Source organism: Margalitia sp. FSL K6-0131, from assembly GCF_038008735.1.
Classification (GTDB): Bacteria; Bacillota; Bacilli; order Bacillales; family Bacillaceae_C; genus Margalitia; species Margalitia shackletonii.
In genome coordinates, this window is record NZ_JBBOZS010000001.1 from 4,582,934 (window position 1) to 4,609,290 (window position 26,357).

At 37.8% G+C, this 26,357-nt stretch carries 26 protein-coding genes and 1 tRNA gene; 10 read left to right on the forward strand and 17 right to left on the reverse strand.

Features of this window, described 5'->3' with window-relative positions:
• Nucleotides 1–355 precede the first annotated feature (355 nt).
• Nucleotides 356–763, forward strand: coding sequence for a GNAT family N-acetyltransferase (locus tag NSQ59_RS22460; RefSeq protein WP_340832805.1), 408 nt, complete (start codon nucleotides 356–358; stop codon nucleotides 761–763).
• Nucleotides 764–782: 19 nt separating this feature from the next.
• On the opposite strand, the gene NSQ59_RS22465 is transcribed toward NSQ59_RS22460, so the two are convergent.
• Nucleotides 783–1,148 (reverse strand): winged helix-turn-helix transcriptional regulator, encoded by a 366-nt coding sequence (locus NSQ59_RS22465; RefSeq protein ID WP_055742259.1) that lies wholly within the window; start codon nucleotides 1,146–1,148, stop codon nucleotides 783–785.
• 187 nt (nucleotides 1,149–1,335) lie between these two features.
• Between NSQ59_RS22465 and NSQ59_RS22470 the strand changes: the two genes are divergently transcribed.
• Together NSQ59_RS22470 and NSQ59_RS22475 are read left to right on the forward strand one after the other, a co-directional pair.
• Nucleotides 1,336–2,532: an MFS transporter gene (locus NSQ59_RS22470; protein WP_340832806.1), complete on the forward strand. Its 1,197-nt coding sequence runs from the start codon at nucleotides 1,336–1,338 to the stop codon at nucleotides 2,530–2,532.
• Between the two features lie 19 nt (nucleotides 2,533–2,551).
• Entirely contained in the window at nucleotides 2,552–3,394 is an 843-nt protein-coding gene (locus tag NSQ59_RS22475; protein ID WP_340832807.1) for an aldo/keto reductase, read from the forward strand.
• 34 nt (nucleotides 3,395–3,428) lie between these two features.
• On the opposite strand, the gene NSQ59_RS22480 is transcribed toward NSQ59_RS22475, so the two are convergent.
• Nucleotides 3,429–3,854: an acyl-CoA thioesterase gene (locus tag NSQ59_RS22480; protein WP_055742511.1), complete on the reverse strand. Its 426-nt coding sequence runs from the start codon at nucleotides 3,852–3,854 to the stop codon at nucleotides 3,429–3,431.
• Between the two features lie 702 nt (nucleotides 3,855–4,556).
• Between NSQ59_RS22480 and NSQ59_RS22485 the strand changes: the two genes are divergently transcribed.
• Nucleotides 4,557–4,658, forward strand: coding sequence for a YjcZ family sporulation protein (locus tag NSQ59_RS22485; RefSeq protein WP_126647621.1), 102 nt, complete (start codon nucleotides 4,557–4,559; stop codon nucleotides 4,656–4,658).
• Between the two features lie 242 nt (nucleotides 4,659–4,900).
• Here the strand turns inward: NSQ59_RS22485 and NSQ59_RS22490 are convergent, their stop codons facing one another.
• Nucleotides 4,901–5,269, reverse strand: coding sequence for a LysM peptidoglycan-binding domain-containing protein (locus NSQ59_RS22490; protein WP_340832808.1), 369 nt, complete (start codon nucleotides 5,267–5,269; stop codon nucleotides 4,901–4,903).
• A gap of 381 nt (nucleotides 5,270–5,650) precedes the next feature.
• Nucleotides 5,651–5,723 (reverse strand) — tRNA-Arg (locus tag NSQ59_RS22495).
• Between the two features lie 420 nt (nucleotides 5,724–6,143).
• Between NSQ59_RS22495 and NSQ59_RS22500 the strand changes: the two genes are divergently transcribed.
• The 4 genes from NSQ59_RS22500 to NSQ59_RS22515 all read left to right on the forward strand — a co-directional run bounded on the left by NSQ59_RS22500 (nucleotide 6,144) and on the right by NSQ59_RS22515 (nucleotide 9,732).
• Entirely contained in the window at nucleotides 6,144–6,704 is a 561-nt protein-coding gene (locus NSQ59_RS22500) for a GNAT family N-acetyltransferase (RefSeq protein WP_340832809.1), read from the forward strand.
• A gap of 98 nt (nucleotides 6,705–6,802) precedes the next feature.
• The gene (locus tag NSQ59_RS22505) at nucleotides 6,803–6,958 is read left to right on the forward strand and encodes a hypothetical protein (protein ID WP_340832810.1); all 156 of its coding nucleotides are present in this window, start codon (nucleotides 6,803–6,805) and stop codon (nucleotides 6,956–6,958) included.
• Nucleotides 6,959–7,066: 108 nt separating this feature from the next.
• Nucleotides 7,067–8,392 carry a bifunctional folylpolyglutamate synthase/dihydrofolate synthase gene (locus tag NSQ59_RS22510; RefSeq protein WP_055742264.1) on the forward strand — a complete coding sequence of 442 codons (1,326 nt, stop codon included), beginning with the start codon at nucleotides 7,067–7,069 and terminating at the stop codon, nucleotides 8,390–8,392.
• Nucleotides 8,389–9,732 carry a bifunctional folylpolyglutamate synthase/dihydrofolate synthase gene (locus NSQ59_RS22515; protein WP_055742265.1) on the forward strand — a complete coding sequence of 448 codons (1,344 nt, stop codon included), beginning with the start codon at nucleotides 8,389–8,391 and terminating at the stop codon, nucleotides 9,730–9,732. Before NSQ59_RS22510 ends, NSQ59_RS22515 begins: the two co-directional genes overlap by 4 nt.
• Here the strand turns inward: NSQ59_RS22515 and NSQ59_RS22520 are convergent.
• From NSQ59_RS22520 to NSQ59_RS22555, 8 genes are all read right to left on the reverse strand, one after another.
• On the reverse strand, nucleotides 9,729–10,499 hold the full coding sequence (locus NSQ59_RS22520; RefSeq protein ID WP_055742266.1) for an IclR family transcriptional regulator: 771 nt from the start codon (nucleotides 10,497–10,499) through the stop codon (nucleotides 9,729–9,731). The two genes, NSQ59_RS22515 and NSQ59_RS22520, sit on opposite strands and share 4 nt — an antisense overlap.
• Nucleotides 10,500–10,713: 214 nt before the next feature.
• Entirely contained in the window at nucleotides 10,714–11,871 is a 1,158-nt protein-coding gene (locus NSQ59_RS22525; protein WP_340832811.1) for a saccharopine dehydrogenase family protein, read from the reverse strand.
• Nucleotides 11,872–11,939: 68 nt separating this feature from the next.
• The gene (locus NSQ59_RS22530; protein ID WP_205603359.1) at nucleotides 11,940–13,442 is read right to left on the reverse strand and encodes an aldehyde dehydrogenase family protein; all 1,503 of its coding nucleotides are present in this window, start codon (nucleotides 13,440–13,442) and stop codon (nucleotides 11,940–11,942) included.
• A gap of 188 nt (nucleotides 13,443–13,630) precedes the next feature.
• A complete protein-coding gene (locus NSQ59_RS22535; protein WP_340832812.1) occupies nucleotides 13,631–15,295 on the reverse strand; it encodes a thiamine pyrophosphate-binding protein in 1,665 nt (554 codons plus the stop codon).
• The gene (locus NSQ59_RS22540; RefSeq protein WP_340832813.1) at nucleotides 15,279–16,469 is read right to left on the reverse strand and encodes an LL-diaminopimelate aminotransferase; all 1,191 of its coding nucleotides are present in this window, start codon (nucleotides 16,467–16,469) and stop codon (nucleotides 15,279–15,281) included. Before NSQ59_RS22540 ends, NSQ59_RS22535 begins: the two co-directional genes overlap by 17 nt.
• Before the next feature lie 123 nt (nucleotides 16,470–16,592).
• Nucleotides 16,593–16,886, reverse strand: a complete 294-nt coding sequence (locus NSQ59_RS22545; protein WP_055742270.1) for a hypothetical protein — start codon at nucleotides 16,884–16,886, stop codon at nucleotides 16,593–16,595.
• Between the two features lie 66 nt (nucleotides 16,887–16,952).
• The gene (locus NSQ59_RS22550) at nucleotides 16,953–18,284 is read right to left on the reverse strand and encodes a polysaccharide biosynthesis protein (protein WP_055742271.1); all 1,332 of its coding nucleotides are present in this window, start codon (nucleotides 18,282–18,284) and stop codon (nucleotides 16,953–16,955) included.
• 520 nt (nucleotides 18,285–18,804) lie between these two features.
• Nucleotides 18,805–19,683, reverse strand: coding sequence for an SDR family oxidoreductase (locus NSQ59_RS22555; protein WP_055742513.1), 879 nt, complete (start codon nucleotides 19,681–19,683; stop codon nucleotides 18,805–18,807).
• A 225-nt stretch (nucleotides 19,684–19,908) separates the two neighbouring features.
• Here NSQ59_RS22555 and NSQ59_RS22560 point away from each other — a divergent pair, with 225 nt between their 5' ends.
• A complete protein-coding gene (locus tag NSQ59_RS22560) occupies nucleotides 19,909–20,514 on the forward strand; it encodes a biotin transporter BioY (RefSeq protein ID WP_340832814.1) in 606 nt (201 codons plus the stop codon).
• A 36-nt stretch (nucleotides 20,515–20,550) separates the two neighbouring features.
• On the opposite strand, the gene map is transcribed toward NSQ59_RS22560, so the two are convergent.
• Entirely contained in the window at nucleotides 20,551–21,294 is a 744-nt protein-coding gene (gene map, locus NSQ59_RS22565; protein ID WP_055742273.1) for a type I methionyl aminopeptidase, read from the reverse strand.
• Between the two features lie 344 nt (nucleotides 21,295–21,638).
• Between map and NSQ59_RS22570 the strand changes: the two genes are divergently transcribed.
• Nucleotides 21,639–22,076, forward strand: a complete 438-nt coding sequence (locus NSQ59_RS22570) for a C40 family peptidase (RefSeq protein WP_340832816.1) — start codon at nucleotides 21,639–21,641, stop codon at nucleotides 22,074–22,076.
• A gap of 149 nt (nucleotides 22,077–22,225) precedes the next feature.
• Here the strand turns inward: NSQ59_RS22570 and abc-f are convergent, their stop codons facing one another.
• The 4 genes from abc-f to NSQ59_RS22590 form a co-directional block, all read right to left on the reverse strand.
• The gene (gene abc-f, locus NSQ59_RS22575; protein ID WP_340832817.1) at nucleotides 22,226–24,121 is read right to left on the reverse strand and encodes a ribosomal protection-like ABC-F family protein; all 1,896 of its coding nucleotides are present in this window, start codon (nucleotides 24,119–24,121) and stop codon (nucleotides 22,226–22,228) included.
• Between the two features lie 262 nt (nucleotides 24,122–24,383).
• On the reverse strand, nucleotides 24,384–24,509 hold the full coding sequence (locus NSQ59_RS22580) for an RAxF-45 family protein (protein WP_280513094.1): 126 nt from the start codon (nucleotides 24,507–24,509) through the stop codon (nucleotides 24,384–24,386).
• Nucleotides 24,510–24,578: 69 nt separating this feature from the next.
• Nucleotides 24,579–25,538, reverse strand: a complete 960-nt coding sequence (locus NSQ59_RS22585) for a Gfo/Idh/MocA family protein (protein WP_126647602.1) — start codon at nucleotides 25,536–25,538, stop codon at nucleotides 24,579–24,581.
• A gap of 194 nt (nucleotides 25,539–25,732) precedes the next feature.
• Entirely contained in the window at nucleotides 25,733–26,263 is a 531-nt protein-coding gene (locus tag NSQ59_RS22590; RefSeq protein ID WP_055742276.1) for an RNA polymerase sigma factor, read from the reverse strand.
• Nucleotides 26,264–26,357 lie beyond the last annotated feature (94 nt).

The window sequence follows — 26,357 nt, forward strand, 5'->3', positions numbered from 1 at the left end:
ACAAAACAGATCAATAAAGATATTGAAAAAAATCCTTTTGACCAGCGGAATAACCCTCCGCCACCTCCACCAGGACCGGGAATATTCTAACTTCAGCACCGTTTTTGGTGCATTTTTTGATTCAATTGTGACAATTTTGTTTCTCATCTAATTCTAATTTATTTTTCATTAATTTTTAGGTTTGAGAGATTATGATGTAATTGTTAATAGGACAAGCTAGTAATTTTCCTACTTGATTATGGTCCCCTCCATTATCAAGTAACCCCCTTATTTAAATACCCTAATCCTTTTTCCGGCTTTTATAGCCGGAAATTTTTTTATGAGTTAAAATGAAATAAAAAAAAGGGGATAAATCATGATAGATTATAAAATATTTTATGAAGCACCTGCACCGGAGGAATATAATGAACTGCGGGTCAAAGCAGGATTAAGCTCTAAAGATCTCAATGCTTCCAAAACAGGCCTGAAAAACTCCACTCTTGCTGTAACTCTTCGATTTGGAGAAAAATTAATCGGGATGGGAAGAATTATTGGAGATGGTGGCAACTTCTATCATATTGTTGATATTGCAGTTGATCCCGCCTATCAAGGACAAGGACTAGGAAAAACGATTATGACAGAGCTGACAAATTACTTGGATAAAAATGCACCTGCAGATTCATATGTAAGTTTAATTGCAGATTTGCCTGCAGATCAACTATATAAAAAGTTTGGTTTTGATTATACACAGCCAAAATCCGTTGGAATGTATAAAAGATATTAAGGGTATTCGAAAAATACCCTTATTTTTCATTTAAAATACTTTCTTCTAATACCTCAGATTTGTCTCCGTATACTTTATCTAAATGAAATTCTCCCCATGCACATAAAGAATCTAAAATACCTTTTAAACTCCAACCATACTCACTCAATTCATATTCAACTTTTGGCGGAACTTGATTATAGATAATTCGTTTAATAACCCCATCCGCTTCCAGTTCTCTTAATTGCTGTGTAAGCATCTTTTGGGTAATCTGCGGCATAAGGCGTTTTAATTCGCTAGTCCGTTTTTTTCCATGTGTTAAATGACATAAAATAACACATTTCCATTTTCCCCCAATCACTTCCAGTGTTGCTTCTACTCCGATGTTGTACTTCTTTTTTGGCATGATTGCTCCTCCTACTCTATAGGAACTAAAAAGTACCTATAAAACCTTCAGGTACCTATAGCACTTTAAAGTACGTACTTTTCAATACGTTTTATATATCCCATAATAGCATTTGTCGACGGGAAGTTCACTCATATATTTTTTCAATTACACCATTCTATATATACATTTATTAAGGAGGATACAAATGACAGCAAATAAAAATCGAAGTACGTTTGCCTTACTAGCGTTAGCTGTAAGTGCATTTGCTATCGGTACAACTGAATTTATTAGTGTTGGATTATTGCCGTTGATCGCGAATGATTTGAAAATTTCCGTTACAACAGCGGGATTAACGGTTTCCTTATATGCTTTAGGTGTAACGTTCGGGGCACCGATTTTAACATCCTTAACATCGGCAATGTCACGAAAGTCCCTTTTACTTTGGATAATGATTATTTTTATCCTTGGCAACAGTATTGCGGCCAGTGCTACTAGTATTGGAATACTACTGGCAGCTCGTGTGATTTCTGCATTCTCACATGGAGTATTTATGTCAATTGGCTCTACTATTGCAGCCGATATCGTTCCGGAAAATCGAAGAGCCAGTGCGATATCCATCATGTTTTCCGGGCTTACTGTGGCTACTGTTACGGGTGTTCCCTTTGGTACTTTTATTGGTCAGCAATTGGGATGGAGATTCGCATTTATATTAATTGTAATTGTTGGTATAATCGCCTTCATTGCAAACAGTATTCTTGTTCCGTCTGATTTAAAAAAACCTGCCCGTACTACTTTTCGCAGTCAGCTAAATCTTATCAGAAATGGCCGGATATTAATGGTATTTATTATCACAGCCCTCGGGTATGGAGGTACATTTGTGGTTTTCACTTATTTATCTCCGTTGCTTCATGACATTACTGGCTTTAAAACGAGTACCGTCGCTATTATTCTGCTTGTATATGGTCTTGCTATTGCTATTGGTAATATTATTGGCGGAAAACTATCGAACCGAAAACCATTACAGTCATTATTTTATATGTTCATTATCCAAGCAATTGTTTTATTTATTCTAATGTTCACAGCACCATTTAAAATTGCTGGTTTAATCACCATTTTCTTCATGGGATTAATGGCCTTCATGAATGTACCTGGTCTCCAAGTGTATGTTGTGATGCTAGCAGAACGATTTGTACCTAGTTCAGTAGACGTCGCATCTGCTTTAAATATTGCTGCCTTTAATGCCGGAATAGCAATCGGATCCTATTTAGGGGGTGTTATTACAAATTCTTTAGGTTTAATTCATACAACATGGATCGGAGCATTCATGGTATTATTAGCCGTCTTTTTGACAGGCTGGAGCCGCAAGCTTGAAAAAAATGAAGAAAAGGTAACAACTAATTAATAAATTGGAGGAATAGATCATGATAAAAAATTTACAAGATACAACTACTTTGCATAACGGTGTGAAAATGCCATGGTTTGGACTAGGGGTTTTTAAAGTAGAAGAAGGACAAGAGCTAGTTCAAGCAGTTAAAAACGCAATTAAACATGGATACCGCAGCGTGGACACAGCGGCTATTTATGGAAATGAAACAGGTGTTGGCAAAGGTATATTAGAAGGAATCAAAGAAGCAGGCATTTCAAGAGATGACTTATTTATCACATCCAAAGTGTGGAACGATGATTTAGGATATGATTCAACATTAAAAGCGTTTGAAACAAGCTTGGATAAACTCGGCTTAGAATATCTAGATTTATATCTTATTCATTGGCCAGTTGAAGGAAAATATAAAGAGGCATGGAGAGCTTTAGAAACTCTATATAAAGCTGGGAAGGTGAAAGCCATTGGGGTTAGTAATTTTCAAATCCATCATCTTGAGAACTTACTCAAAGATGCGGAAATAAAGCCAATGGTAAACCAAGTGGAATTACATCCACGCCTTACTCAAAAAGAACTTCTATCCTATTGCTTAGAAAATGACATCCAGTTAGAAGCGTGGTCTCCATTAATGCAAGGGCAATTGCTGGATCTGCCTGAGCTCAAGGTAATCGCTGAAAAATACAATAAATCTATTGCCCAAATCATTTTAAGATGGGACTTACAAAACGGTATCGTCGTTATCCCTAAATCTACTAAGGAACACCGAATTATTGAGAACGCAAATGTATTTGATTTTACGTTATCCAACGAAGATATGAAGGCAATTGATGCTTTAAATCAAAATCATCGTGTAGGTCCTGATCCTGATAATTTTGATTTCTAATTCTATTATAAAAGGTGGCCATTGGGGTCACCTTTTATTTGCGTTTTATTTCTTCGTACTTCTGAAACCAATCTGGGAAGGCTTTTTTAAATTGTACTGGTTTGAATTTATCATTTTCTTTTTTTACTACGATATGAGTGGTCGTACCTTTCGCACATACTTCCCCTTCGCCATTTACAATTTGAAATCCATAAACAGTGCGTAGCCCTTGGTTTACATCCACCCATGTCTTCACAAATACTCTGTCCCCAAGTTTTACGGGCTTTTCATATGTAATTTCCAGATTATAAACTGGTGCATAATAACCTGCTTTCTCCATGTCCATATAATCATACCCGATATCTTCTATCAGCTTTGTTCTGCCTAATTCCAACCATTTGATATAGTTCGCATGATAAATAACTCCCATCATATCTGTGTCAGCATAAGAAAATTGAATTTCCTGGGTTGCAACGTACATGTTATCCATTTTATACTTCCTTTCTCGTTACTTTTACATTTATTTTATACTATTGGATTTGTATGTTCTAACAGGAGGGTTCGCAAACCCAAAAGTTTGCTAGGGAAATCGGCTTATTTACGAATGAAAACCTTAGTTACTGTCCCATCCTTAAAATGTTTATTCAATTTGCAATTAATAACGGAAATGGTACAACTTCATTGCACGTAAAAAGGATTTTCTTTATCGAAATGCGTATTTTATTTTTTATTTTTTCCATGCTTGCCCTCTCACCAGCAAATTTAATTGCATAACCTGTATTATCGCTCAATAAAAAGGAGGGGAATATTTATGCCACCATTTGGAGGTTTCGGATTTGGCCCACGTTTTGGTCCGCGATTTGGCCCACGTTTTGGTCCGCGCTTTGGTCCACGCTTTGGATTTCGTCGAGGTCCCTTTTTCTTTTAATTGTTTCATTTGTTAATTCATACAATTGATGCATAAAAATGTGGTGTATTTTTACATTCTCTAAATATTAAACCGGGAATAAAAATGTTTAAATATTTTCCTTTAAATTTTTATATTTATAATACAATTCCATCTTCCAAAAAAGCTTGAAATCTATGTTTATACAATCCATACAAAGATGTAGTCACTCACTTTCATTGGTTATGATGTATCATTAAATAGCACCTTCTAACTGCATTAAAGGAGGTGATAATTATGAGTGAAACTGCAGGTGGATACGGATATGGAGCAGGTTTTGCTTTAATCGTTGTTCTTTTCATTCTTTTAATTATTGTCGGAGCTGCGTACGTTTATTAAAACTTAATAACTTTTTATCGATCGGTCATAAAAGAGTGGCCGATTTTTCTGTTGATGAAATGAACCTAACAAAGAAATTATCAATAATACTACTAGTGAAAATTACTAGTTATTTCTAAAACTTTCCTCACAGTTCAATTGATTTACCTTTTCGGCTATTACAGACAATCAAAAAGTTAAGATGTAATAAAGCAAAAATTTTTATCAACGAAATCCTTGCCTGGTAACTTCGGTAAGCTGTCCTACTTAACCCGGATTCTCTTCCCAATTTTAATTAAGTAGTCATCATTAAGATTATTCCATTTTTTGATATCGGCTTGGGAAGCACCATATTTCACCGCTAGCTCTGAGACTGTATCCCCTTTTACTACCGAGTGATAGACAGGTGCAGCCGCTTTATTTTCATTAGGATTAATCCAACTGCCGGGAGCACCAGGTTTCGTTGTAACATTAATCATACCGTCTGATTTGTTAAACACGAAATATGTGCCAGCTTTAACGGTTCCTTTTATATTTTTACCGGCTTTGGCATCAGCAGCTGTAACATAGGCATTCACGGACGTTACAACTGTATACTTTTGATCTCCATTTGGCTTGGGCTCATTTTTCACATCATATTTAGTTAAATTAAAGGACTCAATTGGTGTTCCTTGCTGTAATCGGTTTAATTGCTAATTTTGTAGACAAAATGCAAGAAAAAAAGAAAAATAAAAAAGCCTGATATGATCTGCCCCCCAAAAGTTGGACTTAAAATTTATTAAAAGGCTTTCTCGGTGGCAAGTCCAGTAATGAATAGGACTATTGTCACCGAGTTTAGTTTAATACAGATATTTTTTATTACTGCTTCATAAACTTATTCATAATTCTTGTAATAATGAACGACATCCCCCAAAATGCCGTTTAGTAGAATAACGTTTGCAATTTGTAATTCACAGAAAAAGGCAAGAATTTCAGATTCGCTGAAATCCTTGCCTTTATCGATTTTGCAGATACGGCCCCGAGAGGACTCGAACCTCCGACGCACGGTTTAGGAAACCGACGCTCTATCCGCTGAGCTACGGAGCCATGTTAATGTGCATTAAATATTATATAGCATCCTGCCTTTTTTGAAAAGGCTTATTGTTTAACATTCGTGGAAAAATTCGGTTATAAATAAAGGATAATTGCATTTCCCGTCGAATTGGGAAGGCAGGAGCTAATATGTAAATCATTCTGGTTGGTATGTTACTAAAAAGGATAGACTTCCATCACGATAATGAAGATAAGCATTAATACAATTATTGTAATTAAGGCACCTAGTAAGAATTTTTTCATAGCTGAATAATCCTCCTCATATCAATAATCAAATATTATCAAATTCGTAAACGACTATCTAGAACTTTTAAAAAGGTTTTGAAGAAATTTTTATCAATGGGTTTAAAATGAGCGAATAAATTCACGCGGAATGTAAACTTCATCCGTACTTATATAAAGAGGTGAAACAAAATGATTTCTTCCATTTTACAAGGTGAAAAAGTAAAGTTGAATGCTTTAACCGAAGAGGACCTAAACACCATTTTGGAGTGGTATCAGGACCCTGTCTTTTTACGGTTGTTTGATGCTATTCCTGCCGGGCCGCGCAGCATAGCCTCTCTCCAATCTTGGTTTGCAGAACTTACTACTACTACTAACCAATATGTTTTTGCTATCAGAACAATCGAGAGCAACCAATTCATCGGTTATATTGAATTAGACGGAATCCTTTGGAATCAACGAGTTACAGGGATTTCCATTGCCATCGGTGATGAAAAAAATCGTGGTAAAGGCTATGGAAAGGAAGCTTTCGAGCTTACCCTGCAATTCGCTTTTCATGAACTAAATCTCAGACGTGTTCAGCTTACCGTGTTTAGTTACAATCAGGCAGCTATCCAGCTATATAAAAAACTGGGGTTTACATATGAAGGGTCTTATCGAGAGTTTTTGGAAAGGGATGGAAAAACGTACGATATGCTTTTATTCGGATTATTAAAGAAAGAGTGGGAGCAAAATTTGTCCCGCAGAAACTAAAATAGTTGGAAAGCTTTTCGTCCTTTCAGCATATTTTTTATTAACATGATGTTCAAAAAGTGTTCACATTTTGAATGCATCAAAAGGGGATGAAAAATATGGCTGAGTTATGGATCATTACGATCGGTGTTCTTGTTTTTGTTGTTGGATTCGGAGGATGGATGTTTGTCTTTGCTTTAAAATTGGCACTGCATTCGGAGGATGCTAAAACAATAGACCCTGTACCGCCGCATACAGACTCCTTTTATACATGACACCCGGGATAGGGTGTTTTCTTATTTCTAACATTCCTTTTAGATGTGGTAATATTTTATTTAGAAAAATTGCCTATTTTGAATGATTATTTATGGGAGCATACATGGATGAAAAATACAGAATATGATAAGGCACTCGCCTTTCTCTCCAGTTACAATGGACGCACAACCCGGAGAGATCATGGGTATCACCATAAAATAATGGTGGAGGTACTGCAATTAATACAGGTGGATCCGGCTGAATTTACTTTTATTCAAATAACGGGATCATGTGGGAAGGGAAGCACTGCGCAATTTATTTCTTCTATTTTAACGCACCATGCGATGGATCACGGGCTTTTTACCGGTCCGCATCTAACGGATTATGAAGAAAGATTTGCCATTAACGGTTCCCTCATTGATCGTGAGGAATTTTCCTCCATTGTCCTAGATATTCAGCAAAAACTGGAGGATTATCCACTAAAAGATGATGTCGGGCATATGCATGTAATGATCATGATTGCTCTTACTTATTTTCAAAAACACGGAATCCAACTGGTGGTATTTGAAAACGGGGTTGGCGGTAAAACAGATCCATCCAATATTTTTGATCCAATGATTGCCGTCTTTACGGAAATCACGATGGATCATTCCCATTTACTAGGGTCTACCATTGAGGATATTATCCTTGATAAATCTTGTATTATAAAGCCAACAACTAAATATGCGATATGCGGGATGAATAATGTTCAAGCCCGAAATTATCTGCTAAAAATTGAGCATCATTGTGAAACTGTCTTTCGATTTCTCTATCGTGACTATGATTTTATAACGACATCAAGTGATACAACTGGGAATACCTTCTATTTTAAAGGTCTTCATTATTTTCTTAAAAATATTCAAATCGAGATGCTCGGAACCCATCAAGTGCAAAATGCAAGCAATGCTATTGCAGTGGTAGAAGCATTATCAGAATGCGGCTATTCGTTTGAAAAAGACGTCATTATCCAAGCCCTGTATCAAGCAGCCTTGCCTTGCCGCATGGAAATGCTTGAAAAGAACGGTATGACCTTTTTATTCGATGGCGCCCACAATACTTTAGAGCTGAAAACATTAAAGGAAAGCATTGATTCACTAGGATTGCAGGTGTCCAGTGTCATGCTATCTATTTCGTCCAATAAAGATGTGGAAAAAATGATGAAGTCCATTCATTTTGAACAAGCTTCCTATATCATCACGCCACATCCTTTTAGAGAGAGAAATATAAGGCAAGAAGAGATTGAAAAATCCTTGATTTCCGTGAAGGATATCCAATACTTCTATTATCCAGATATGAAAAGTGCTTTAAAAAAAGCATTCGAACTGAATCAAAAAAACCAGATTGTATTAGTAACTGGATCCTTATACTTGGTAGGTTATGTGAAGAAATTTGTGCTTAACGAGGGAAAAGAATGACAACGATCCTAACGATGCAGGATGCAGAAAACTTAATATACCAGTCTTATTTACGGGCACACCCTCATATCACGAAGACAAAGGATGAAGAGGTTCGAAAGCCATATCTCACGCGAAAACTACTTGATTTGCTCAAGAATCCTGACAGCGGTGAAAAATATGTGCTTGTTACTGGCAGCAAAGGCAAAGGCTCGACCTCTATGATGCTTGCCTCTTTGCTTCAATATCATGGTTTAAAAGTCGGATTGTTTACATCGCCGCATTTAATCCGATTTAATGAACGTATCCGTTTAAATGGAAAACCAATAACGAATGAGGATTTTATTAGGCTCAGCACCAAAATGCTGCCTGCTTTTTCAGCGATAGAAAAAGATCTGTCACCGACAGAATACCAGGGCCCGGTTGGTCTGGCACTCGCTATTGCGGTTATGTATTTTAAAGAACATAAGACAGATATTAATATTATCGAATGCGGACGCGGCGGAAAATATGATGATACTATTGTTTTGTCTAATGAATGGGCTGTTCTCACATCGGTGATGGAAGAGCATACACGTCAACTGGGCCCAACGATTTATGACATTGTAAAACACAAGTTAGGAATTGTAAAAGAAGAAACGAAATCGGTCATTATTGGGAGACAGGAACCTTTTTTAATAAAGGATATATACCAGCAATTACAGGGATTTGCAGGTCATCTTCAAATGTACGATAAGGATTTTTCCGCTAACAAAATCAAATTAGATAAAAGCGGAACTTCCTTTATCGTTAAAACATCAAAAGCAAATTACTCAAAAGTAACTTTGCCGCTGCTCGGTTCATTTCAAGCCTTTAATGCTGCAACAGCTTTGAATGCTTGTGAGGAGATTCTCCGACATCCATTAAAAGAGGATTTAATTAAAAATTGTTTTCGGCAGTTGGAATGGCCAGGGCGATGTGAGATCGTTTCACAAAAACCGACCATTATTATGGATGGGGCCATAAACAGGGAATCTGCTCAATACGTAAAGGAAGTCCTTCAATCATTCGGGAAGAACAAGGTGATTTCGATTGTTGGAGTACCAGAAGATAAGGATTATAAAGGTGTTATAGAAACGGTTGCCTCTTTTTCAAAAAAAATATTTATATCAAAGCCGGACATCAGTCATCTCACCTTTCCTACAGATGCTTTATCGTTTGCAAAAACAATTCATGGTAATGTAGAGGAAACAGAGTGGTTAGCTGATGCGGTAAATTTGGTGAAAAAGGATTCATTTGATATTTTACTAATTATCGGAACGCAAACTTTCATTAGCAATGCGAAAAGAATATTTATGCAAAAGCAGGAACCTTTCCTTTAAAACGGAAGGTTCCTGTTTCTTTCATTTTTATACCCTAGTTCCTGCGATATATTACCCGCAGTGACTTCCGTCTTTTCTTTAATATAGTCCATATTTTGCCCTTCGAAACGGCTTGTTGGACCACTTACCGCTAAAGAGGCGACCACATGTCCCTGATAATCATAAATAGGAAAAGATATTCCGACTGTACCTACGTCCTGTTCCCCGTAACTAATGGCATATCCTCTTTGTTTTATTTGCTGTAAATCTTCTAAAAGCGAATGCTTTTCGATCTTTCTATACTGGATAATCTCCTCCATCACAAGCTTTTTCCGATTATCCTCCATGAAGGCTAATAATAATTTCGGTCCCGATCCAAGATAGAGCGGAGACCTTTTACCGATTCGTGTGTGGAGCCTTAACGCCCTTGTACTTTCAACCTTCTCGATATAGACTGCCTCATTTTGATGGGAGATTACTAAATGAACCACTTCATTTAGCTGTCCGGCAAGTTTTTTCATGTGCGGCAAAGCTATTTTACGCAGCTCCAGCTGTTCGGAGACAAGAGACCCCAGCTCGAGCAATTTCAGCCCTAATTTATAACGGCTATCATTCTCGGTTTCTTTTGTTTTCGTAATAAAACCACTGTATTCCAATGATGCTAACAGACGATATACGGTCGGCTTCGGCAGTTTGGCTTCCTCTGTAATTTCTTTTAAGCTCAGTTCTTGCCTGCCATCAGAAAATAAGTCAAGCAAACTTAATGCTTTGATAATACTTTGATTCATTTATACCGTCCCCTTAAATCAAATGCGTAAGCGCCTTGCACATCGGCGTCCGGATTTCGTAGTGCTACCTTACAGATAAAGGAAACCGCGCTGAGGTAGCTCACAAGCTGGTGAAATTGGCACTTCAAATTTCACATGATGTTGACTTATCGTAGGGAGAAGACGGAGAAATCCGCTAGCCGATAGGCGCTGTAGCAAGGCGTCATTATTAATTTTATTTTTCGATAGTCTCTAATTCTTTTATATGAACATCCCTCTTCGCCATTTCTTGGATGTACACATCACCAGGAACGATTTTCTCCGGAGCATATACACCTTTTTGCGTAATAATGCCGCTCCCTATCATTTGTGCGACGACAGATATCGTGTTTGCAGTCGCTCGTGCCATTGCTGTTACTTGATGTTCTCGATCCTTATAAGTAGTCAATTCGTATTCATATTTGGCATTTTTGCCATTTTGCGTTCCTTCAACTATAACCCTTAAAAGAACAGCATCATCTTTTTCTCCTAATTCGACAATCGGCTCCAAGACTTTTAGCAGAACATCGCGCGGTTTAATTTCTTGTCCTTTTACCTCTACTGTATAATCATTTCTAGTTAAATTTAAATCTACTAAAAGCTTGAATTTCTCGGCATGGCCAGGATAACGGATTGTTTTATATTCAAGTGTTTCAAGATTCGGATAGGATAGAGATAATGTAGATGTCCCTCCTGCTGTATGAAATGCTTCTAGAGGACCGAATTTTTCAAAATATACCGTTTCAATCTCCGATAAAGAAGGAATTTCCTGTACAATACCATTTCGAATGATTAAAGACGGATCTGTATAATGGTCACAAACTCCTTCCATGGAGAAGACATGATTATACTCAAGCGGAGGTTCAGGGCGTACCGGGATTCCGCCAACGTATAGTTTGATAGATTTTACCTCATCCAGTTTGCTCGCCCCATAACCGGAAAGAATATTAATCATCCCAGGAGCAACACCTAAATCAGGAATAAGCGTTACACCAGCTGCCTTTGCTTGATCATGCATCTCAAGTACACGATCTGTTGCATGACCAATATGGCCGCCTAAATCTACTGAATGGACTCCCGCTTCAATAGCTGCTTTTGCTACGCTGACATTGAAAGAATAAAATAGTGCATTAATAATCACATCATAGTTTCCAATAAAGCTTTTTAATTGTTCATAATCGGTTGCATCTAAATACGCCGGAGATAGTTTGGCAGATTTCAGTTGACTGCAAACCGCTTCAGCTCTTTTAATATCCACATCCGCCAAGGTAACGGTTTCGACCCCTTGACTATTAACTAAATCCCGTGCCGCTTCTTTTCCCATTAAACCTGCGCCTAAGACTGCTATTTTCATGATTATTCCCCTTTCTTAGTTCGATTACTGGGGCCGGATTCACACTCGACCCCAAGAATTTATGAAGATTAGTTATTATCAATTTGCGCCCTTTGCAGCTTGCCGCTGAAATCAATATAGACACTCTTCCACTCTGTGAACACATCTAATGCGGCGACACCCGAATCTCGGTGGCCATTTCCAGTACCTTTTGTTCCGCCAAAAGGCAAATGAATTTCCGCTCCTGTTGTACCTGCATTCACATAGACGATTCCCGTATCAAGATCACGCTGTGCAGCGAAAACTTTATTTATATCTCTTGTAAAAATAGAGCTAGAAAGTCCGAACGTAACACTATTATTCACTTCAATTGCCTCTTCAAAGCTTTTAACCGGAATAATGGACACAACGGGACCAAAAATTTCTTCTTGAGCAATTCTCATTGTCGGCTCCACATCCGTGAAAACGCTTGGTGCGTAGTAATAACCATTCCCGAGCTCTTCATCGTTTAAAATATATCCTCCTGCTAGTAAAACCGCTCCTTCTCCTCTGCCGATTTGAACGTATTCATGGATTTTTTGCAGAGCATTTCCATTAATAACAGGACCGATTTTTACTCCTTCGTCTAAGCCATCACCAATCTTTAAATATCTCATCCGTTCTAAAAGCTTTTCCTCCAGATCCTCTTTTACCTTTTCATGAACAATAACCCTGCTGCAGGCTGTACACCGCTGACCGCTGGTGCCAAAGGAACTCCACAAAATTCCTTCAACCGCTAAATCTAAATCTGCATCATCCATTACAATAATGGCGTTTTTGCCACCCATTTCGAGGGAAACTCTTTTTAGTGTTTTTCCGCATTTCTCAGCAATAGTCCGCCCAACTTCATTAGAGCCTGTAAAGGAAATAACATCAATATCAGGGTGCTCTACCATCGCTGTCCCTACTTTGGAGCCAGATCCACAAACTAGATTGATAACTCCTTTTGGCAATCCCGCTTCATCAAAAATATTAATCAATTCTCTAGCCATCAGTGGTGTTTCCGTTGCAGGCTTCCAAATCACAGCATTCCCAGCCACAATAGCAGGAAACGACTTCCACGTTGCTATCGCAATCGGGAAATTCCACGGTGTAATAATACCGACAATTCCAACTGGCACACGAATACTCATCGCAAATTTATCCTTCAATTCGGAAGGAGTCGTATTTCCGAACAATCGCCTTCCCTCGCCTGCCATATAGAAGGCCATATCGATTCCTTCTTGTACCTCTCCGCGAGCCTCCTCAATCACCTTTCCCATTTCCATCGTTAAAATCTGCGCCAGTTTTTCCTTACGTTCTTTTAACAGCAACCCAACACGATACAGAACTTCCGCCCTTTGCGGTGCTGGAACTAGTGCCCATTGCTTTTGGGCTCTTTTCGCAGCGACAACCGCCTTATCCACATCTTCAGCCGTTGATAATAAAACTTCCCCAAGTGTTTCACCATTCGCAGGATTTTTAATTGGAGCATACTGTTCCTTTTCTGATACTACCCACTCACCATCTATAAAATTATCCACCGTAATACCATTTGTTATTTTTCTAGTCATGTATTGTGACCCCTTTCTATAAACATTTGGAAATACTTCATTTGTTTTAAGAGTCGTAAACTCTGTTTGTTTTTGTACACGGAAACATTTATAAGATTAAAAATGATAAACCTCTATAAGAATAGATGCCCGAAACTAAGTCTGTTTTGGGATTTATAACAATTTACAAACTCAAAAATAGAGCCATTCTATTTTTTCAAACGGATTTGCTGAATTGTTTTGGATACGGATATTTGTTCCGGATCCATTTCTATTTCAATGACCGTCGGTAAATTAGCTTTCGTCGCACAGCGTATTGCTTCTTCAAATTCAGCAGCTGTAGTAGTTTTTACTCCGTTAGCATTTAGAGATTTAGCCAGCGCAGCGAAATCAATATTTCCTAAGTCGGTGCCAATCACTTTTTCCGGATAATTCATTTCTTGATGCATCCGAATCGTTCCATACATGCGATTATTAAATACAAGGCTAATCACGGGTATGTTGTAGCGTGCAGCCGTTTCTAGCTCTTGGACCGTCATCATCATCCCGCCGTCGCCTGATAGAGACACTACCAATCGATTAGGAAGGGCTATAGCCGCTCCGATGGCTGCCGGCAAACCATATCCCATGGCACCTGAGGTTGGGCCTATATAGGTTTTCTTTTGTTTAAATGGATAGTATAAATGGAGCCATCCAGCGAAATTGCCCGCATCGTTCGTAATGATTGCATCCTCTGGCAGCAGTTTTTGCAGCAGATAGATGACATCCTCATTTGTTAGCTTTTCACTGTTTGCTTTTCTTTTTATTTCTGAAGTTTGGTGATATCTTTGATTGCATTTCGCCGCCCATTCCTCCCATTCGGGTTGAATATCTATGGACAACATGGAGATTAAGGCCTCCTTTGCATCTGAAACGATGCCTAGCATAGGCTGGAAGACCCTCCCTAATGTTTGATCATTAATATCAATGTGAATCAGTGCTTGGTCCCGGCTGATTATGGAATAATCTTGTGTGGTGACCTCTGAAAGTCTTGTTCCAATTGCTAAAATGACATCTGCCTCTTTTGTCGTTGCTAACACATCTTTGGGTGTTCCAAGCCCCAAATGTCCTGCGTACAAGGGATGATGATTTGGAAACACATCATGCCGACGGAAAGCTGCCATCACTGGTATATGGAACTTTTTTACAAATTCAAGGAGCTCTTGTTCCCCTTCCGAAGAAATGACTCCCCCGCCAGCAATTATTAGTGGACGTTTAGCTTTTTGCAGGATCATTTGCATTTCATCTATTTCATTTTGATTGGGGGACGGCCTCGGTTTCTGCACCTTCGGGTGAAAGGTCATTTTGCTTTTTTCCTTGAGTAAATCTTCTGGTAATGAGATGACAACAGGACCCGGCCTGCCTGATTGAGCTATTCGGAAAGCTCTTTGGACCAGCTCTGGAACCCGGTCAACATCTTTAATTTCGACGGTCCATTTAGCGATATGCCCGAAGAATTGATCGAGATCAACCTCTTGGAATCCCTCTCTTCCGCGAAATTTACTATGCACCTGTCCTAAAAACACGACCATCGGGGTGGAGTCCTGATATGCAGTATGTACTCCAATTGCTAAATTTGCCCCACCAACTCCACGTGTTGCCATCACCACTCCGGGCTTTTTCGATGCCTTTGCATATCCTTCCGCCATAAAAGACGCCCCGCCTTCATGTCTAGCCGTTATTAATTCAATGGACGGTTCATCGTAAATAGCATCAAGCAATGGAAGATAGCTTTCACCAGGAACACAAAACACTTTTACAACATCTTCAATTTTCAAACATTCCGTTATTGCTTGTGCCCCGTTCATTTCTTGTGTTTCAGCTATCTGAGACATTTGACTTCACCTCTAGTTTTAGAGTTTTCATTCGCTCCACTGCCTCTGTTAACCGTGCGGAAGGGACGGTTAAGGCGATGCGAAAATATCCTTCTCCTGATCGCCCAAATGCATTTCCGGGTGTTATAATCACACCTGTTTCTTCGAGGACTTTTTCGGCAAACTCTTGAGAGGAATATCCTTTCGGAACGGGTGCCCATATGAAAAAGGAGCCTCTTGGTTTTTCTACTTGTATTCCAATGTTTCGCAGTGCTTCTACCACTTTTTCACGGCGCTCGTGATAGATGCGGTTATTTTGTTCAACGGTAGTGTAATCACTTTTCAATGCTTCTGCCGCTGCTTTTTGAATCGGAAGAAATTGGCTTGTATCCGTGTTACTTTTTACGATGGATAGAGCACGGATAATATCTCGATTACCAACCACGTACCCAATCCGCCAGCCTGTCATATTGAAGCTTTTGGATAAGGAACCAAATTCGACTGCTACTTCTTTTGCGCCGGGAACCTGGAGAATGCTTGGTGCTTTATATCCGTCAAAGGTTACTAAATTGTATGCAGAGTCATGGACGATACCAATTTGATGTTCCTTCGCAAAATGAACAGCTTCTTCTAAGACATTGATTTCCACCGTCGCTGCAGTTGGATTGCCAGGGTAGTTTAAAAACATGAGCATTGCTTGTTTTTTATGTTGATTGGATACCTTTGAGTAGTCGGGACGATAGTTTTGGTCCGGAATTAGCGGAAGATCTACACACTCCCCACCGGAAAGATAGGCAGCCGTATGATACACCGGATAGCCAGGATCAGGGATTAAGACAACATCTCCAGGGTCAATCATTGCCGGAACAATATGAGCGATGCCTTCCTTGGAACCGATAAGAGTTAAAACTTCGGTATCGGGATCTAAATCGACTTGATAGTGATTTTTATAGAATAAGGCGACTGCTTCGCGAAATTCTTGGCATCCTGCATATCCTGAGTACTTAAAATTAAGCGGATTGGCTAATTCTTTTGTAAGTCTTTCCACAATAAAATCGGGTGTCGGCAAATCCGGAGCCCCAATTCCTAAATCAATAATGTCCATTCCTTTTTCCTGAAGCCGCTTTTTCTTTTCATCAATGACGGAGAATAAATACGGCGGCAGTCCCTGCACACGCTTCGAAACAAAAGCCATTACCCGTTCCCCCTTTCCATTCCTTTTCCTGTCATTTCATTATATGAAACTAGGTTTCAAATATGACTAAAACAAAGGGACGTTTCTCTTGTTTCTTAAGAAACAAGAGAAACGTCCCCGTGTTTACTCCTCCCATCTAAGAAAGACCCAATAATCCAACATATCAATGCGGAACGATGTTGGAATGAATACAAATTCTTCCCTGGTGCTTTGGATGCTTGGATATTTGGAAGCAACCTCGTGAAATGCCTTGCTTAAAATGCCCTTTTCTTTTTCAGTTGGTTGATCATCAAAATATGCAACCCAAAGCAAGGAATTATAGTCATTTCTGACGGTGAGGCCTCTTAATTTTTTTGGTATTGAACCGATTAATGCTGACTGGGCAGATAATAGCAGCTCATCTTTATCAATGGACATATTCATCACCTGTACAATTTGGATTTAACTTAATAATTCTCGTAGATAGACTATTTTTCCTCTAGTTTAGTAGGATTGTTTGATGGGCTTTCGTAAAATGATGCTTACACCAATTTTTCTGCAGATGGTAATATAGTGCAAAAGCATTAGCAATAAGGAGCTTGTGTTCATGGCAAGGATAATTCCAATCATTTGATAATGAGGATTGGATCCTAAGATATACATGATGACAAACATAACAATCGTCGCCCAAATATAGTGAATGAGAGAATCTGTTATTAGCCCTATTCCAATTAAGAAAGCCTGTAAAGGAATGACAAAATAATGAAAGAGGAAATAGGGCCATAATAACTGTAAATAAAGGGGCGCCAATGCTGATTTAAAAAACAAATGAGTTAAGGGCTCTGCAAAGTAGTGAAAAATAATGACCGCTGGCACCCCATAGAGAAATGTCATAAACATTATTTGTTGCAAAAGTTTTTGCAGCCTTACAAAATCCTTTTTGGCATACGCCTCCGAGACGGTCGGAATAAGTACCGTTGAAAATGAATGTGCAATAAATGCAGGAAAAAATCCGATACTGAAAGCTACACCCGTTACAATACCAAAATGCTCCAATGCAACCGTTCCCGTCAACCCGGCTTTCACCAATGCAGCCTTAATTAAAAATGGTTGAATAGCATGTGCAATGGAGTGGGAAATTCTCATTCCTGTTGTCGGTAAGGATACAGACAGCAAGCTTTTTCGAACATTCTTTCCGCTTAATCGGATATTTCCCTTATTTTTTTTCATATACTTCATTTGCACATAAAATTGCTGCAACAGGTAAATAAGAACAATGATCTCACTTCCGACCAAAGCACATAAAGCAATTAAAATGGATACGTTAAGATCAAATTGGAATAAATGATAAATCAAAACAAGCAATATCAGCTGAGCAAATTTTCGTGTGAAATTTGCAACTGCAATTTTCCCCATATGCTGAACACCCATGAAATAGCCTCGAGCGATGGATGAAAACGAGGTAATCGGTATCAAGATAATAACTAGCAGCCGTATATAGGGATGATATTGATTGAAGACTGGAATAATAGGCAGCACACAAATGGTGACAATTGTTAAAACGATTGTAAAAAAAGCGGAAAATCGGATTCCGTGCCGCAGCATGCTAGCATGATATTTTTCCTCTTTTTCCGCAATATATTTTGAAATAGAAACGGTAAGCTCCATACTGGCTAATACCACCACAAAAAAGACTAACGGCAAAATGGACATGTATAATCCCATCCCGACGCCGCCAAGCTCTTTTGCCAGTACCATATTAACTAAAAACTCAATACACTCTCCCAAAAAGGCCACAACCGCTAATACAAATATTCCTTTAAAAAAAGAACGCATACTGTCTCTCCTTTTGTTACGCTATCAATTAAGGATCTTTTCTTAAAAACTTTCAAATATGATGGGTACTTTTAAAGAAAAGATTCCTCACAAACATACTGCTTTTAGGATTTTCCTAAGAAAAACAGAATCTTGAAAAAAGCCATATTAAAGGATATGAGACAAGTCCTCGGAATATATGTAAAGATTTATTTTTTTTGAAACTATTAATTCGTTCTATGATAAAAATAGATGCAAAACGAGCAATTTGATAACATTTTTTTGATAGATTTATATTCAAATATATTTTTATAACCAACTAGTTTACATAATATTATCATTTTTAAAAAGTATGATGGTTTACACTGAAAAGTTAGCTTGGTATTTCCCCCAATGGCACGAAATAGATGGTAAACGGACCGAAAACACCACTGAACAGTGGGACTCAGGACTATAATAGAAAAAATTCCGCAGACTTAGTCAGGCAGGACCTAATACACAATTTAAAGAAAAAAGCACAAAGGAATCTCCTTTGTACCTGTTAGGAACTAACCATGGTGCCGCCATTAACATGAATGACCTGTCCTGTCACATAGCTTGAATCATCAGAAGCAAGATAGACATAAGCTGGAGCGAGTTCATATGGTTGGCCAGCCCGTTTCATTGGAACATCTGAACCGAATTTTGCTACTTTTTCTGCTGAAAAACTGGAAGGAATGAGTGGTGTCCAGATTGGTCCTGGTGCAACAGCATTAACCCTTATCCCCTTTTTTGCTAGATTTTGAGAAAGAGAACGAGTGAAAGAGACAATAGCTCCCTTTGTGGAGGAATAGTCTATTAATGTTTTTTCTCCTTCATATGCCACAACGGATGTCGTATTAATGATGGTACTGCCTTTTTTCATATAAGGAAGCGCTTCCCGGACCATATAGAAGAAGCTATAAATATTTGTTTTAAAGGTATGATCCCATTGTTCCGTTGTTATATCCAAAAGGCTTTTTTGAGGATATTGAACGCCATGATTATTCACAAGAATATCGAGCCTTTTAAATCTCTTAATGGTTCTCTCTACAACCGTTCTGCAGTGATTTTCATCTGTTAAATCACCCACTACGAGCAAGCACTTTTGCCCTAACTCCTCAATTCTTCTTTTCGTTCGAAGCGCATCTTCATCCTCATAAGTATAATAGTAGGGAATAACAATGTTCGCTCCTTCTTTTGCAAAGGCAATAGCAGTTGCCGCTCCTATTCCGCTGTCTCCGCCTGTGACAATCGCCACTTTCCCTTTTAATTTTCCGCCTGGTTTATATTGATCATTTTCAATAATCGGCCTCGGTTTCATTAAACCTTCTATACCGGGTTGTTTATCCTGGTGCTGCGGAGGAAATCTTCTTGGCTTTTTTGGAGACCTCATCCTCATCGGATAATACGGATATATTGGATACACTGGATACATTCGATACATTCGATACATAATGCTTCACCTCATGATTAGGCATTTACCCTTTAGTGTATTCTCCAACAAAAAAATGGTGTATTTGATTTTAAAGATAACCTTTCATTGTTAACCTTAATATTTTTTAAGTTGACAAATTAGATAACAATCTATTATTCTTTTATTACTACATAGAAAAGGGGAATCTAAATGGGAAAGCAAAAATTACGGGCAATTGATCTTTGTTATGCTGCTATGTTTGTGGCTTTAACAATGATTGGTGCAAACCTTACATCACTAGTTCCATTTTTAGTAATTGGAGGTGTCCCGATTACTTTGCAAACCTTTTTTGCGGTATTGGCGGGGGTATTATTAGGTAGTCGGCTAGGTGCCATTTCCATGACTGTATATGCTTTTGTGGGGTTAGTAGGTGCTCCCGTATTTGCCGGGTTTAAAGGCGGACCAAGCATTATCTTATCTCCTACCTTCGGCTTTATCGTTTCGTTTATATTATTAGCTTTTATTGCAGGAAAAATCGTAGAAAAGTCCGCTGAAAAATTGTCCGTATATATTGGAGCAGCACTAATCGGAACGATTATTAACTATCTTTTTGGGACAAACTGGATGTATTTTGCTTATAAATTTTGGGCAGCAGCACCAGATGGTTTCACTTACAAAATGGCATGGGTATGGATGCTCCCACCACTGCCAAAAGACATGATTCTTTCTATTTTCGCGGGAATTATGGCATATCGCCTTCATAAAACGGTGAAACTGAAAAAATCTAACACAGTAAACCAACAAAAAAGTGCTTAATATGTAAAAAAGGAAGGAGCTTTCCTTCCTTTTTTATTATAAAGTTAAAATGATCGGCTTATCCTTCGTAACGATAACAGTATGCTCCACCTGTGCAACAAAGCTTCCATCAGGTGTTTTATATGTCCACCCATCATCCTGTTCTTCTACTTCTTCTGCTCCAGTAGAGATAAACGGCTCAAATGCAATGACCATCCCGTTTCTTAATAAATCGTTATCCCATGGCTCAAAGTAGTTCATAATGTAATCAGGCTTTTCATGAAGAGCTCTTCCTACCCCATGTCCAGTTAAATTCATGATAACGGTAAAACCGCTTCTTTTGGCCTCATTCATTACAGCCTTGCCAATTTGATTCTGCTTTGTCCCAGCTTTAATTTTTGCTAGTCCCTTCTGAAAAGCTCTTTCCGCACAATCGCAAAGTTCTTGTAATTTTGGGTCACCATTTCCTACCACAAATGAAATGCCTGTATCTGCATAATATCCATTCAAAGAGCCGGATACATCTATATTTATTAAATCGCCTTCTTGCAAGATTCTATCGCTCGGAATCCCATGTGCAACTTCATCATTCACACTGATACAAGTATAACCCGGAAAATCATATTCTCCTTTTGGTCCAGAAATGGCTCCATTTTCTTCAAAGAGCTTCCCAGCAATTTCGTCGAGTTCCTTCGTGGTGACTCCAGGCTTTGCCTGTTTTTTCAGTTCGTCACGTATATTTGCGACAAGTTTGCCTATTTTTTTTAACCCTTCTAAATCTTGATCATTTTTTACAATCATTTACCTGTCCTCCTGTTTCTATCGATGAAGATATTGTAGCAATTTGTCATGCTTTTTTACATATGGATACTCATTCTTCTCTATTATATAGGAAAAAAGTTTTGCTTTTCAAAATCTCTCATCTATCTTTTGTAACGGAATGTAATACATTTGTAATACTTTTTAAAATAACTGTAACCTAAGTTTCGACAATTTTCTGATATATTAAAAATATCAAATAGGAAATAAGTTTTATGCCGAAATTGCTAGAAAATATATTTCTTTTGTCTATTATACACAACTCATCCACTAGCGGATAAGCTGCTTGCGCTAAACATAAATTAAACATGAGGTGACCTTGCTAAATGAAACAGATCGCATCCCTTCTGCTTACACTGTTATTAGGAATCGTATTTTTACTACCAGCAAAAGAAGCTGCAGCAGCTTCCCCTACGGAAGTTATTAATGTAGCAAAAAAATACTTAGGAACTCCTTACAGATATGGTGGAATGTCGCCAACGGGCTTCGATTGTTCCGGATTTGTCTCCTATTCTTATAAAAAAATTGGAGTCAATTTACCACATTCAGCGGATGCCATGTTTCAAAGAGGTAAAAAGGTTAGTAAAACAAATTTAAAACCAGGAGATCTTGTGTTTTTCAATACTGGTTCAAAAAAAGTCTCTCATGTTGCGATATACATAGGTAACAATAAAGTTATTCACTCGGTTTCAAATGGAGTAAAAATTGATTGTTTGAACTGTACTTATTGGAAAACAAGATATATTGGTGCAAAAAGAATTTAATAATTTAAAAGAAAAGTAGCTTCAGTGCTGCTTTTTTTGTCTGTAAGGCTAGACATAATTTATAGCCAACGTATACTGTCCGGCGGAATGTCCATCATAATAGTTAAAGATCCATATGAAAAGCTGACAGGTTTCCCCGTCAGCACCCATTAATCTCCTTCTATTTTTTCCAATTCTTCGTATATTTCATCTCTTCTTAATTCCAACCTATTTGCTTCATGATGAAGTTCCTGTAATAATTGTATCTCCCTCTCCTTTTCCATTTGCTTCAAAATAGCACTAATGGAAGACTCAATTTGTTCTATTTCCTTTTCGAGGATAAACGTTATATTTTCTTCTATTTTCACTTCGGCTTTTTTAACGTTTTCCCTTGAAGTTGTTTTAGGCAATTGTTTTACCTTCCATTCTTGGCGGTGACGAAGTTCCTCCATTTTCCCCTTTGCCCAATCATAATTTCCATCAAAACGGTGTACAGACTGATCCTTAATCCAATATATTCTTTCAAATAAACGATTTAAGAAATATCGATCATGGGAGACGGCAATAATCGTTCCATTAAATTCTTCTAATGCTTCCTCTAATACTTCACAGGAATCTATATCTAAATGATTCGTTGGTTCATCCAGTATAAGAAGATTAATATCCTTGTACATTAATTGTGCCAAGCGCAGCCTCATGCGCTCTCCCCCACTTAGCTGATTTACTTTGCGAAAGACAGAATGACCGTAGAAAAGAAATCTCGCTAATATATGGCGCGCCTCTCCCTCTGTAACATGGATCTCGTTGCGGAATTCCTCTATAACCGTATGATTTTGGCCGCTGTCATATACATGCTGGGATAAATAGCCGATGTGGAGATTGCTGCCAAGCTTTATTTCACCATTATCCGGTTGCACTTTTTGAAGCATCATTTTTATTAAGGTGGATTTACCTGCGCCATTCTCACCAATAATTGCCACCTTATCCGTGTATTGAATATGCATATTGACTTGTTCAAATAGCTTCCTTCCACCATAGGATTTTGCTACCTCCTTTAGCGAAATAACATCTTTTCCACTCCGATCTGCGCTATCGAAATCTACATTTATTTTTTTTCGGTTTAAAATTGGTCTTTCCAGCTTAACCATTCTTTCTAAGGCACGTTCCATATTTCGGGCTCGCTTATGAAGACCCTCATTCGGCGGATTTGCACGATTTGCCCATTCTTTTAACCGTTTGATCGCTTCCTTCATTTTTTTGATCTTTTTTTGCTGCTCCTGGTATGCTTGGAATTCAATGAGCAGTCTTTCCTCTTTTTCCTTCACGAACCCTGAAAAGTTAGTGTGATAAATATGGATTTCCCCTTCTTCTAAATCAACAATTTTGTTTACAACCTCATCTAAAAAATATCGATCATGAGATATTAGAACCACAGTGCCGCCATAATCACGCAAAAAACTCCCTAACCATTCTACTGCTTGAAGATCTAAATGATTGGTTGGTTCGTCCAGCAATAACAAATCAGGATTTTTTAATAAGTTGAGGGCTAATCCAATTTTCGTCTTTTCTCCTCCACTCAACTGATTAAAAGATTGAGAAAGTAAACTGGATATATTTAATCCATTCGCAACTCGATCAATGTTGGACTCTATTTCATATCCTCCATTTCGAATGAAATGATCCTGCAATTCTCCATACATATCCATATGCTTTTGCAATGTATTAGGATCATTTTCACCTCCCATTTTTACCTCCAGTTCTTTCATTTTGGATTGAATATCTGTAAGAGATTGAAAAGCCGTCCTTAAAACATTTTCAACCGACATATCGGCCGGGTAATCTGGAATCTGGGCTAAATAGCCAATGTTTAAGCCTTTTTTCCAATGAACTTGCCCTGAATCTTGCATCTCTATGCCGGCCATAATTTTTAACAAGGTGGTCTTTCCACTTCCGTTGCGTCCGACTAAGCCAATACAATCTTTCTCATTTATTTCTAGGGATAAATGTTCAAATATCATACTCCCGCCATAGGATTTACTAATTTCATTCATACTGCAAACAATCATTTGCATTCTCTCCTTTGTCATAAAAATATGCACATATTTCACTTGAGCAATCTCTATAACCTAGTTTGGAATGTGGACTTACCTATTTTTATTTCCGTACTTCAAACACAAAAAAGCCATAGGAAAGCAAAACCCCATGGCTTTAGTTCAAAAATTATGTTTCCATTTTATAAACATAATAGGTGCAAAAAAAGGGAGAGCAAGAAGCCCTCCCTTTTTACCGAACTATTCAAAAGTGGTTATAGAGATTTTCTCACCGTTTTCATTTCCATATGCAGTTGCTAAAAATGGGCATACTACTCCCGTTAGCAGCTACAGCATGAAAAATTGCACGGCAAATATACAGGTGTTCCATCCATTGCCCGCGCACAAAAACAGCTTGATTCATCTCTATACACCACCTTTCATTGTATTATTATTATTTTAATTTTTTCGAACACTTTTTGCAAGCTTTCTTTTAAACATGCTGCAAAATCTGTTCTAATACTTTTTGTACATTATACCCATCTTTAAAGGAAACTAGTCTCGATTGCTTATTTTCCATCGCCTTGATTATTTCTGAAATAAGATCTTGGTGCTCATTATTTTCAATCGCTTCAATTGGAAAGGCAGATTGTTCGTTTGTTTCCCCTTCAAGCTGACCCCAATTTTTTAGAGCCAATGTTCCTTTGTCACCATATAATTTAAAGGATATTTCTTCTTTTCTTCCAATTCCGCTTAAACCATCAATGATAACAGGGATACCATCTTGAAGCTTTAATTTTGCAATAACACCTGTTTCACATTGTTCTGGATTATCCGGGTAGTCAATAAAAGATTGTTCATATGTAATTTCTCCAAAAAGATCTTCCATCACTTGAATATAATGAGGCGTTATTTCACGAATAAAACCGCCTTGTTCCCTTCCGGCTATCCAAGGATTTTGCTGCCACGCGCGCGGCCATTGGGGAAAATGCATTTTTAATTCTACGCGTTTTAATTTTCCAATTTCGCCTGCTTCCCATTTTGCTTTAAATGTTTGAACAGCATTGCTATATGGTAACGGAAAGTTAATAGCGTTTACTATATTTGCATTTTCTACTGCACCAGCCATTTCTTCCGCTTCCGCTAATGAATTTGCTAAAGGCTTTTCACATAAAATATGCTTACCCGCCTTTGCAGCTTCCATTACGACCCGATGATGAAACTTAGGCGGAACTGCCACATATACAAGATTAATAGAAGGATCTGAAATTAATTCGTTGTAATTTGTATATATATTCACATTATCAAGCTTTGCCTGTAACTCGTTTAATCGCGACGTATTGGTATCGCAGATTGCGGCAACAATTGTTTTCGGATGTTTAACAAACTGATGTAATAGTCTCTCCCCTACTGCACCCAATCCGACAATTCCGACGTTCACTAATTTCTCCATGATTGCACCTCCTCCCTTATTATTATCTGACTCTTTCAAAAGGTCAATTTTTTTATAGAAGACTGATTTTCCGTTTAGATTGTTTCTTTTCATATATGATAAATCCTAATGAAGACTTTTTCTTTAAAAAGGTTATTCATTCTTAACCGAATTAAGGATATTTTTCCAATAAAACATAGTTTAAGAAAAGAGCCTTAATTAATACTAGCGACCTTCCCTTTCAGTTTTTCCTTTCCACGTCTTAAGTGAGTTTTCACAGTGGACATAGGCAGCTCGCTATTTTTCGAAATATCCATAATCGTGAAATCATGAAAATAATAAAGTAAAATAGGGTTTTTATAACGATTTGGAAGCTCATTAATTTTTTTCATCAATTCTTCATGAAGACATTTTTCCATTACAGTATTTTCCGTTTCATCATGGAGGATAACTTCGTTTTGTTCCATGGTTTGATTATTAATATATCGTTTCCTAACATTCTCTTTTTTCCACATGTCCTTGCACTTATTCTGTGCAATTTTGTATATCCAGTTTTTCAAAGATGCTCTTTTTTCAAAGGATTTATAATGGATAAAAGCCGATAATAATGTTTCCTGGTAAATGTCCTCAGACATCTCCCAATGCTTCATAATAGAATATATATAATGCAGAAGTGCTTTTCCGTGTGTTTGAATAAATTCCTCTAAATCTATCACATTATCTTGTTTACGATTTGCTGCAATCATTTTTTCACTCTCTCCTAAATTATCCATATCTTTAAAAATAAGGAAGTTTCATTTATAATCATTTTAAGTTATTTACAAACATTTGTCTCTTTCT

What these genes read in the sequence shown, in the direction of transcription:
- NSQ59_RS22590 (WP_055742276.1), bottom strand. Translation starts at nt 26,263, where the DNA reads ATGATTGCAGCAAATCGTAAACAAGATAATGTGATAGATTTAGAGGAA.
- NSQ59_RS22535 (WP_340832812.1), bottom strand. Translation starts at nt 15,295, where the DNA reads ATGTCTCAGATAGCTGAAACACAAGAAATGAACGGGGCACAAGCAATA.
- NSQ59_RS22580 (WP_280513094.1), bottom strand. Translation starts at nt 24,509, where the DNA reads ATGAATCAAGCTGTTTTTGTGCGCGGGCAATGGATGGAACACCTGTAT.
- NSQ59_RS22525 (WP_340832811.1), bottom strand. Translation starts at nt 11,871, where the DNA reads ATGAAAATAGCAGTCTTAGGCGCAGGTTTAATGGGAAAAGAAGCGGCA.
- NSQ59_RS22475 (WP_340832807.1), top strand. Translation starts at nt 2,552, where the DNA reads ATGATAAAAAATTTACAAGATACAACTACTTTGCATAACGGTGTGAAA.
- NSQ59_RS22550 (WP_055742271.1), bottom strand. Translation starts at nt 18,284, where the DNA reads ATGCGTTCTTTTTTTAAAGGAATATTTGTATTAGCGGTTGTGGCCTTT.
- NSQ59_RS22470 (WP_340832806.1), top strand. Translation starts at nt 1,336, where the DNA reads ATGACAGCAAATAAAAATCGAAGTACGTTTGCCTTACTAGCGTTAGCT.
- NSQ59_RS22510 (WP_055742264.1), top strand. Translation starts at nt 7,067, where the DNA reads ATGAAAAATACAGAATATGATAAGGCACTCGCCTTTCTCTCCAGTTAC.
- abc-f (WP_340832817.1), bottom strand. Translation starts at nt 24,121, where the DNA reads ATGATTGTTTGCAGTATGAATGAAATTAGTAAATCCTATGGCGGGAGT.
- NSQ59_RS22555 (WP_055742513.1), bottom strand. Translation starts at nt 19,683, where the DNA reads ATGAGGATGAGGTCTCCAAAAAAGCCAAGAAGATTTCCTCCGCAGCAC.
- NSQ59_RS22570 (WP_340832816.1), top strand. Translation starts at nt 21,639, where the DNA reads ATGAAACAGATCGCATCCCTTCTGCTTACACTGTTATTAGGAATCGTA.
- NSQ59_RS22515 (WP_055742265.1), top strand. Translation starts at nt 8,389, where the DNA reads ATGACAACGATCCTAACGATGCAGGATGCAGAAAACTTAATATACCAG.
- NSQ59_RS22505 (WP_340832810.1), top strand. Translation starts at nt 6,803, where the DNA reads ATGGCTGAGTTATGGATCATTACGATCGGTGTTCTTGTTTTTGTTGTT.
- map (WP_055742273.1), bottom strand. Translation starts at nt 21,294, where the DNA reads ATGATTGTAAAAAATGATCAAGATTTAGAAGGGTTAAAAAAAATAGGC.
- NSQ59_RS22530 (WP_205603359.1), bottom strand. Translation starts at nt 13,442, where the DNA reads ATGACTAGAAAAATAACAAATGGTATTACGGTGGATAATTTTATAGAT.
- NSQ59_RS22500 (WP_340832809.1), top strand. Translation starts at nt 6,144, where the DNA reads ATGATTTCTTCCATTTTACAAGGTGAAAAAGTAAAGTTGAATGCTTTA.
- NSQ59_RS22520 (WP_055742266.1), bottom strand. Translation starts at nt 10,499, where the DNA reads ATGAATCAAAGTATTATCAAAGCATTAAGTTTGCTTGACTTATTTTCT.
- NSQ59_RS22585 (WP_126647602.1), bottom strand. Translation starts at nt 25,538, where the DNA reads ATGGAGAAATTAGTGAACGTCGGAATTGTCGGATTGGGTGCAGTAGGG.
- NSQ59_RS22480 (WP_055742511.1), bottom strand. Translation starts at nt 3,854, where the DNA reads ATGTACGTTGCAACCCAGGAAATTCAATTTTCTTATGCTGACACAGAT.
- NSQ59_RS22460 (WP_340832805.1), top strand. Translation starts at nt 356, where the DNA reads ATGATAGATTATAAAATATTTTATGAAGCACCTGCACCGGAGGAATAT.
- NSQ59_RS22560 (WP_340832814.1), top strand. Translation starts at nt 19,909, where the DNA reads ATGGGAAAGCAAAAATTACGGGCAATTGATCTTTGTTATGCTGCTATG.
- NSQ59_RS22540 (WP_340832813.1), bottom strand. Translation starts at nt 16,469, where the DNA reads ATGGCTTTTGTTTCGAAGCGTGTGCAGGGACTGCCGCCGTATTTATTC.
- NSQ59_RS22465 (WP_055742259.1), bottom strand. Translation starts at nt 1,148, where the DNA reads ATGCCAAAAAAGAAGTACAACATCGGAGTAGAAGCAACACTGGAAGTG.
- NSQ59_RS22545 (WP_055742270.1), bottom strand. Translation starts at nt 16,886, where the DNA reads ATGTCCATTGATAAAGATGAGCTGCTATTATCTGCCCAGTCAGCATTA.
- NSQ59_RS22485 (WP_126647621.1), top strand. Translation starts at nt 4,557, where the DNA reads ATGAGTGAAACTGCAGGTGGATACGGATATGGAGCAGGTTTTGCTTTA.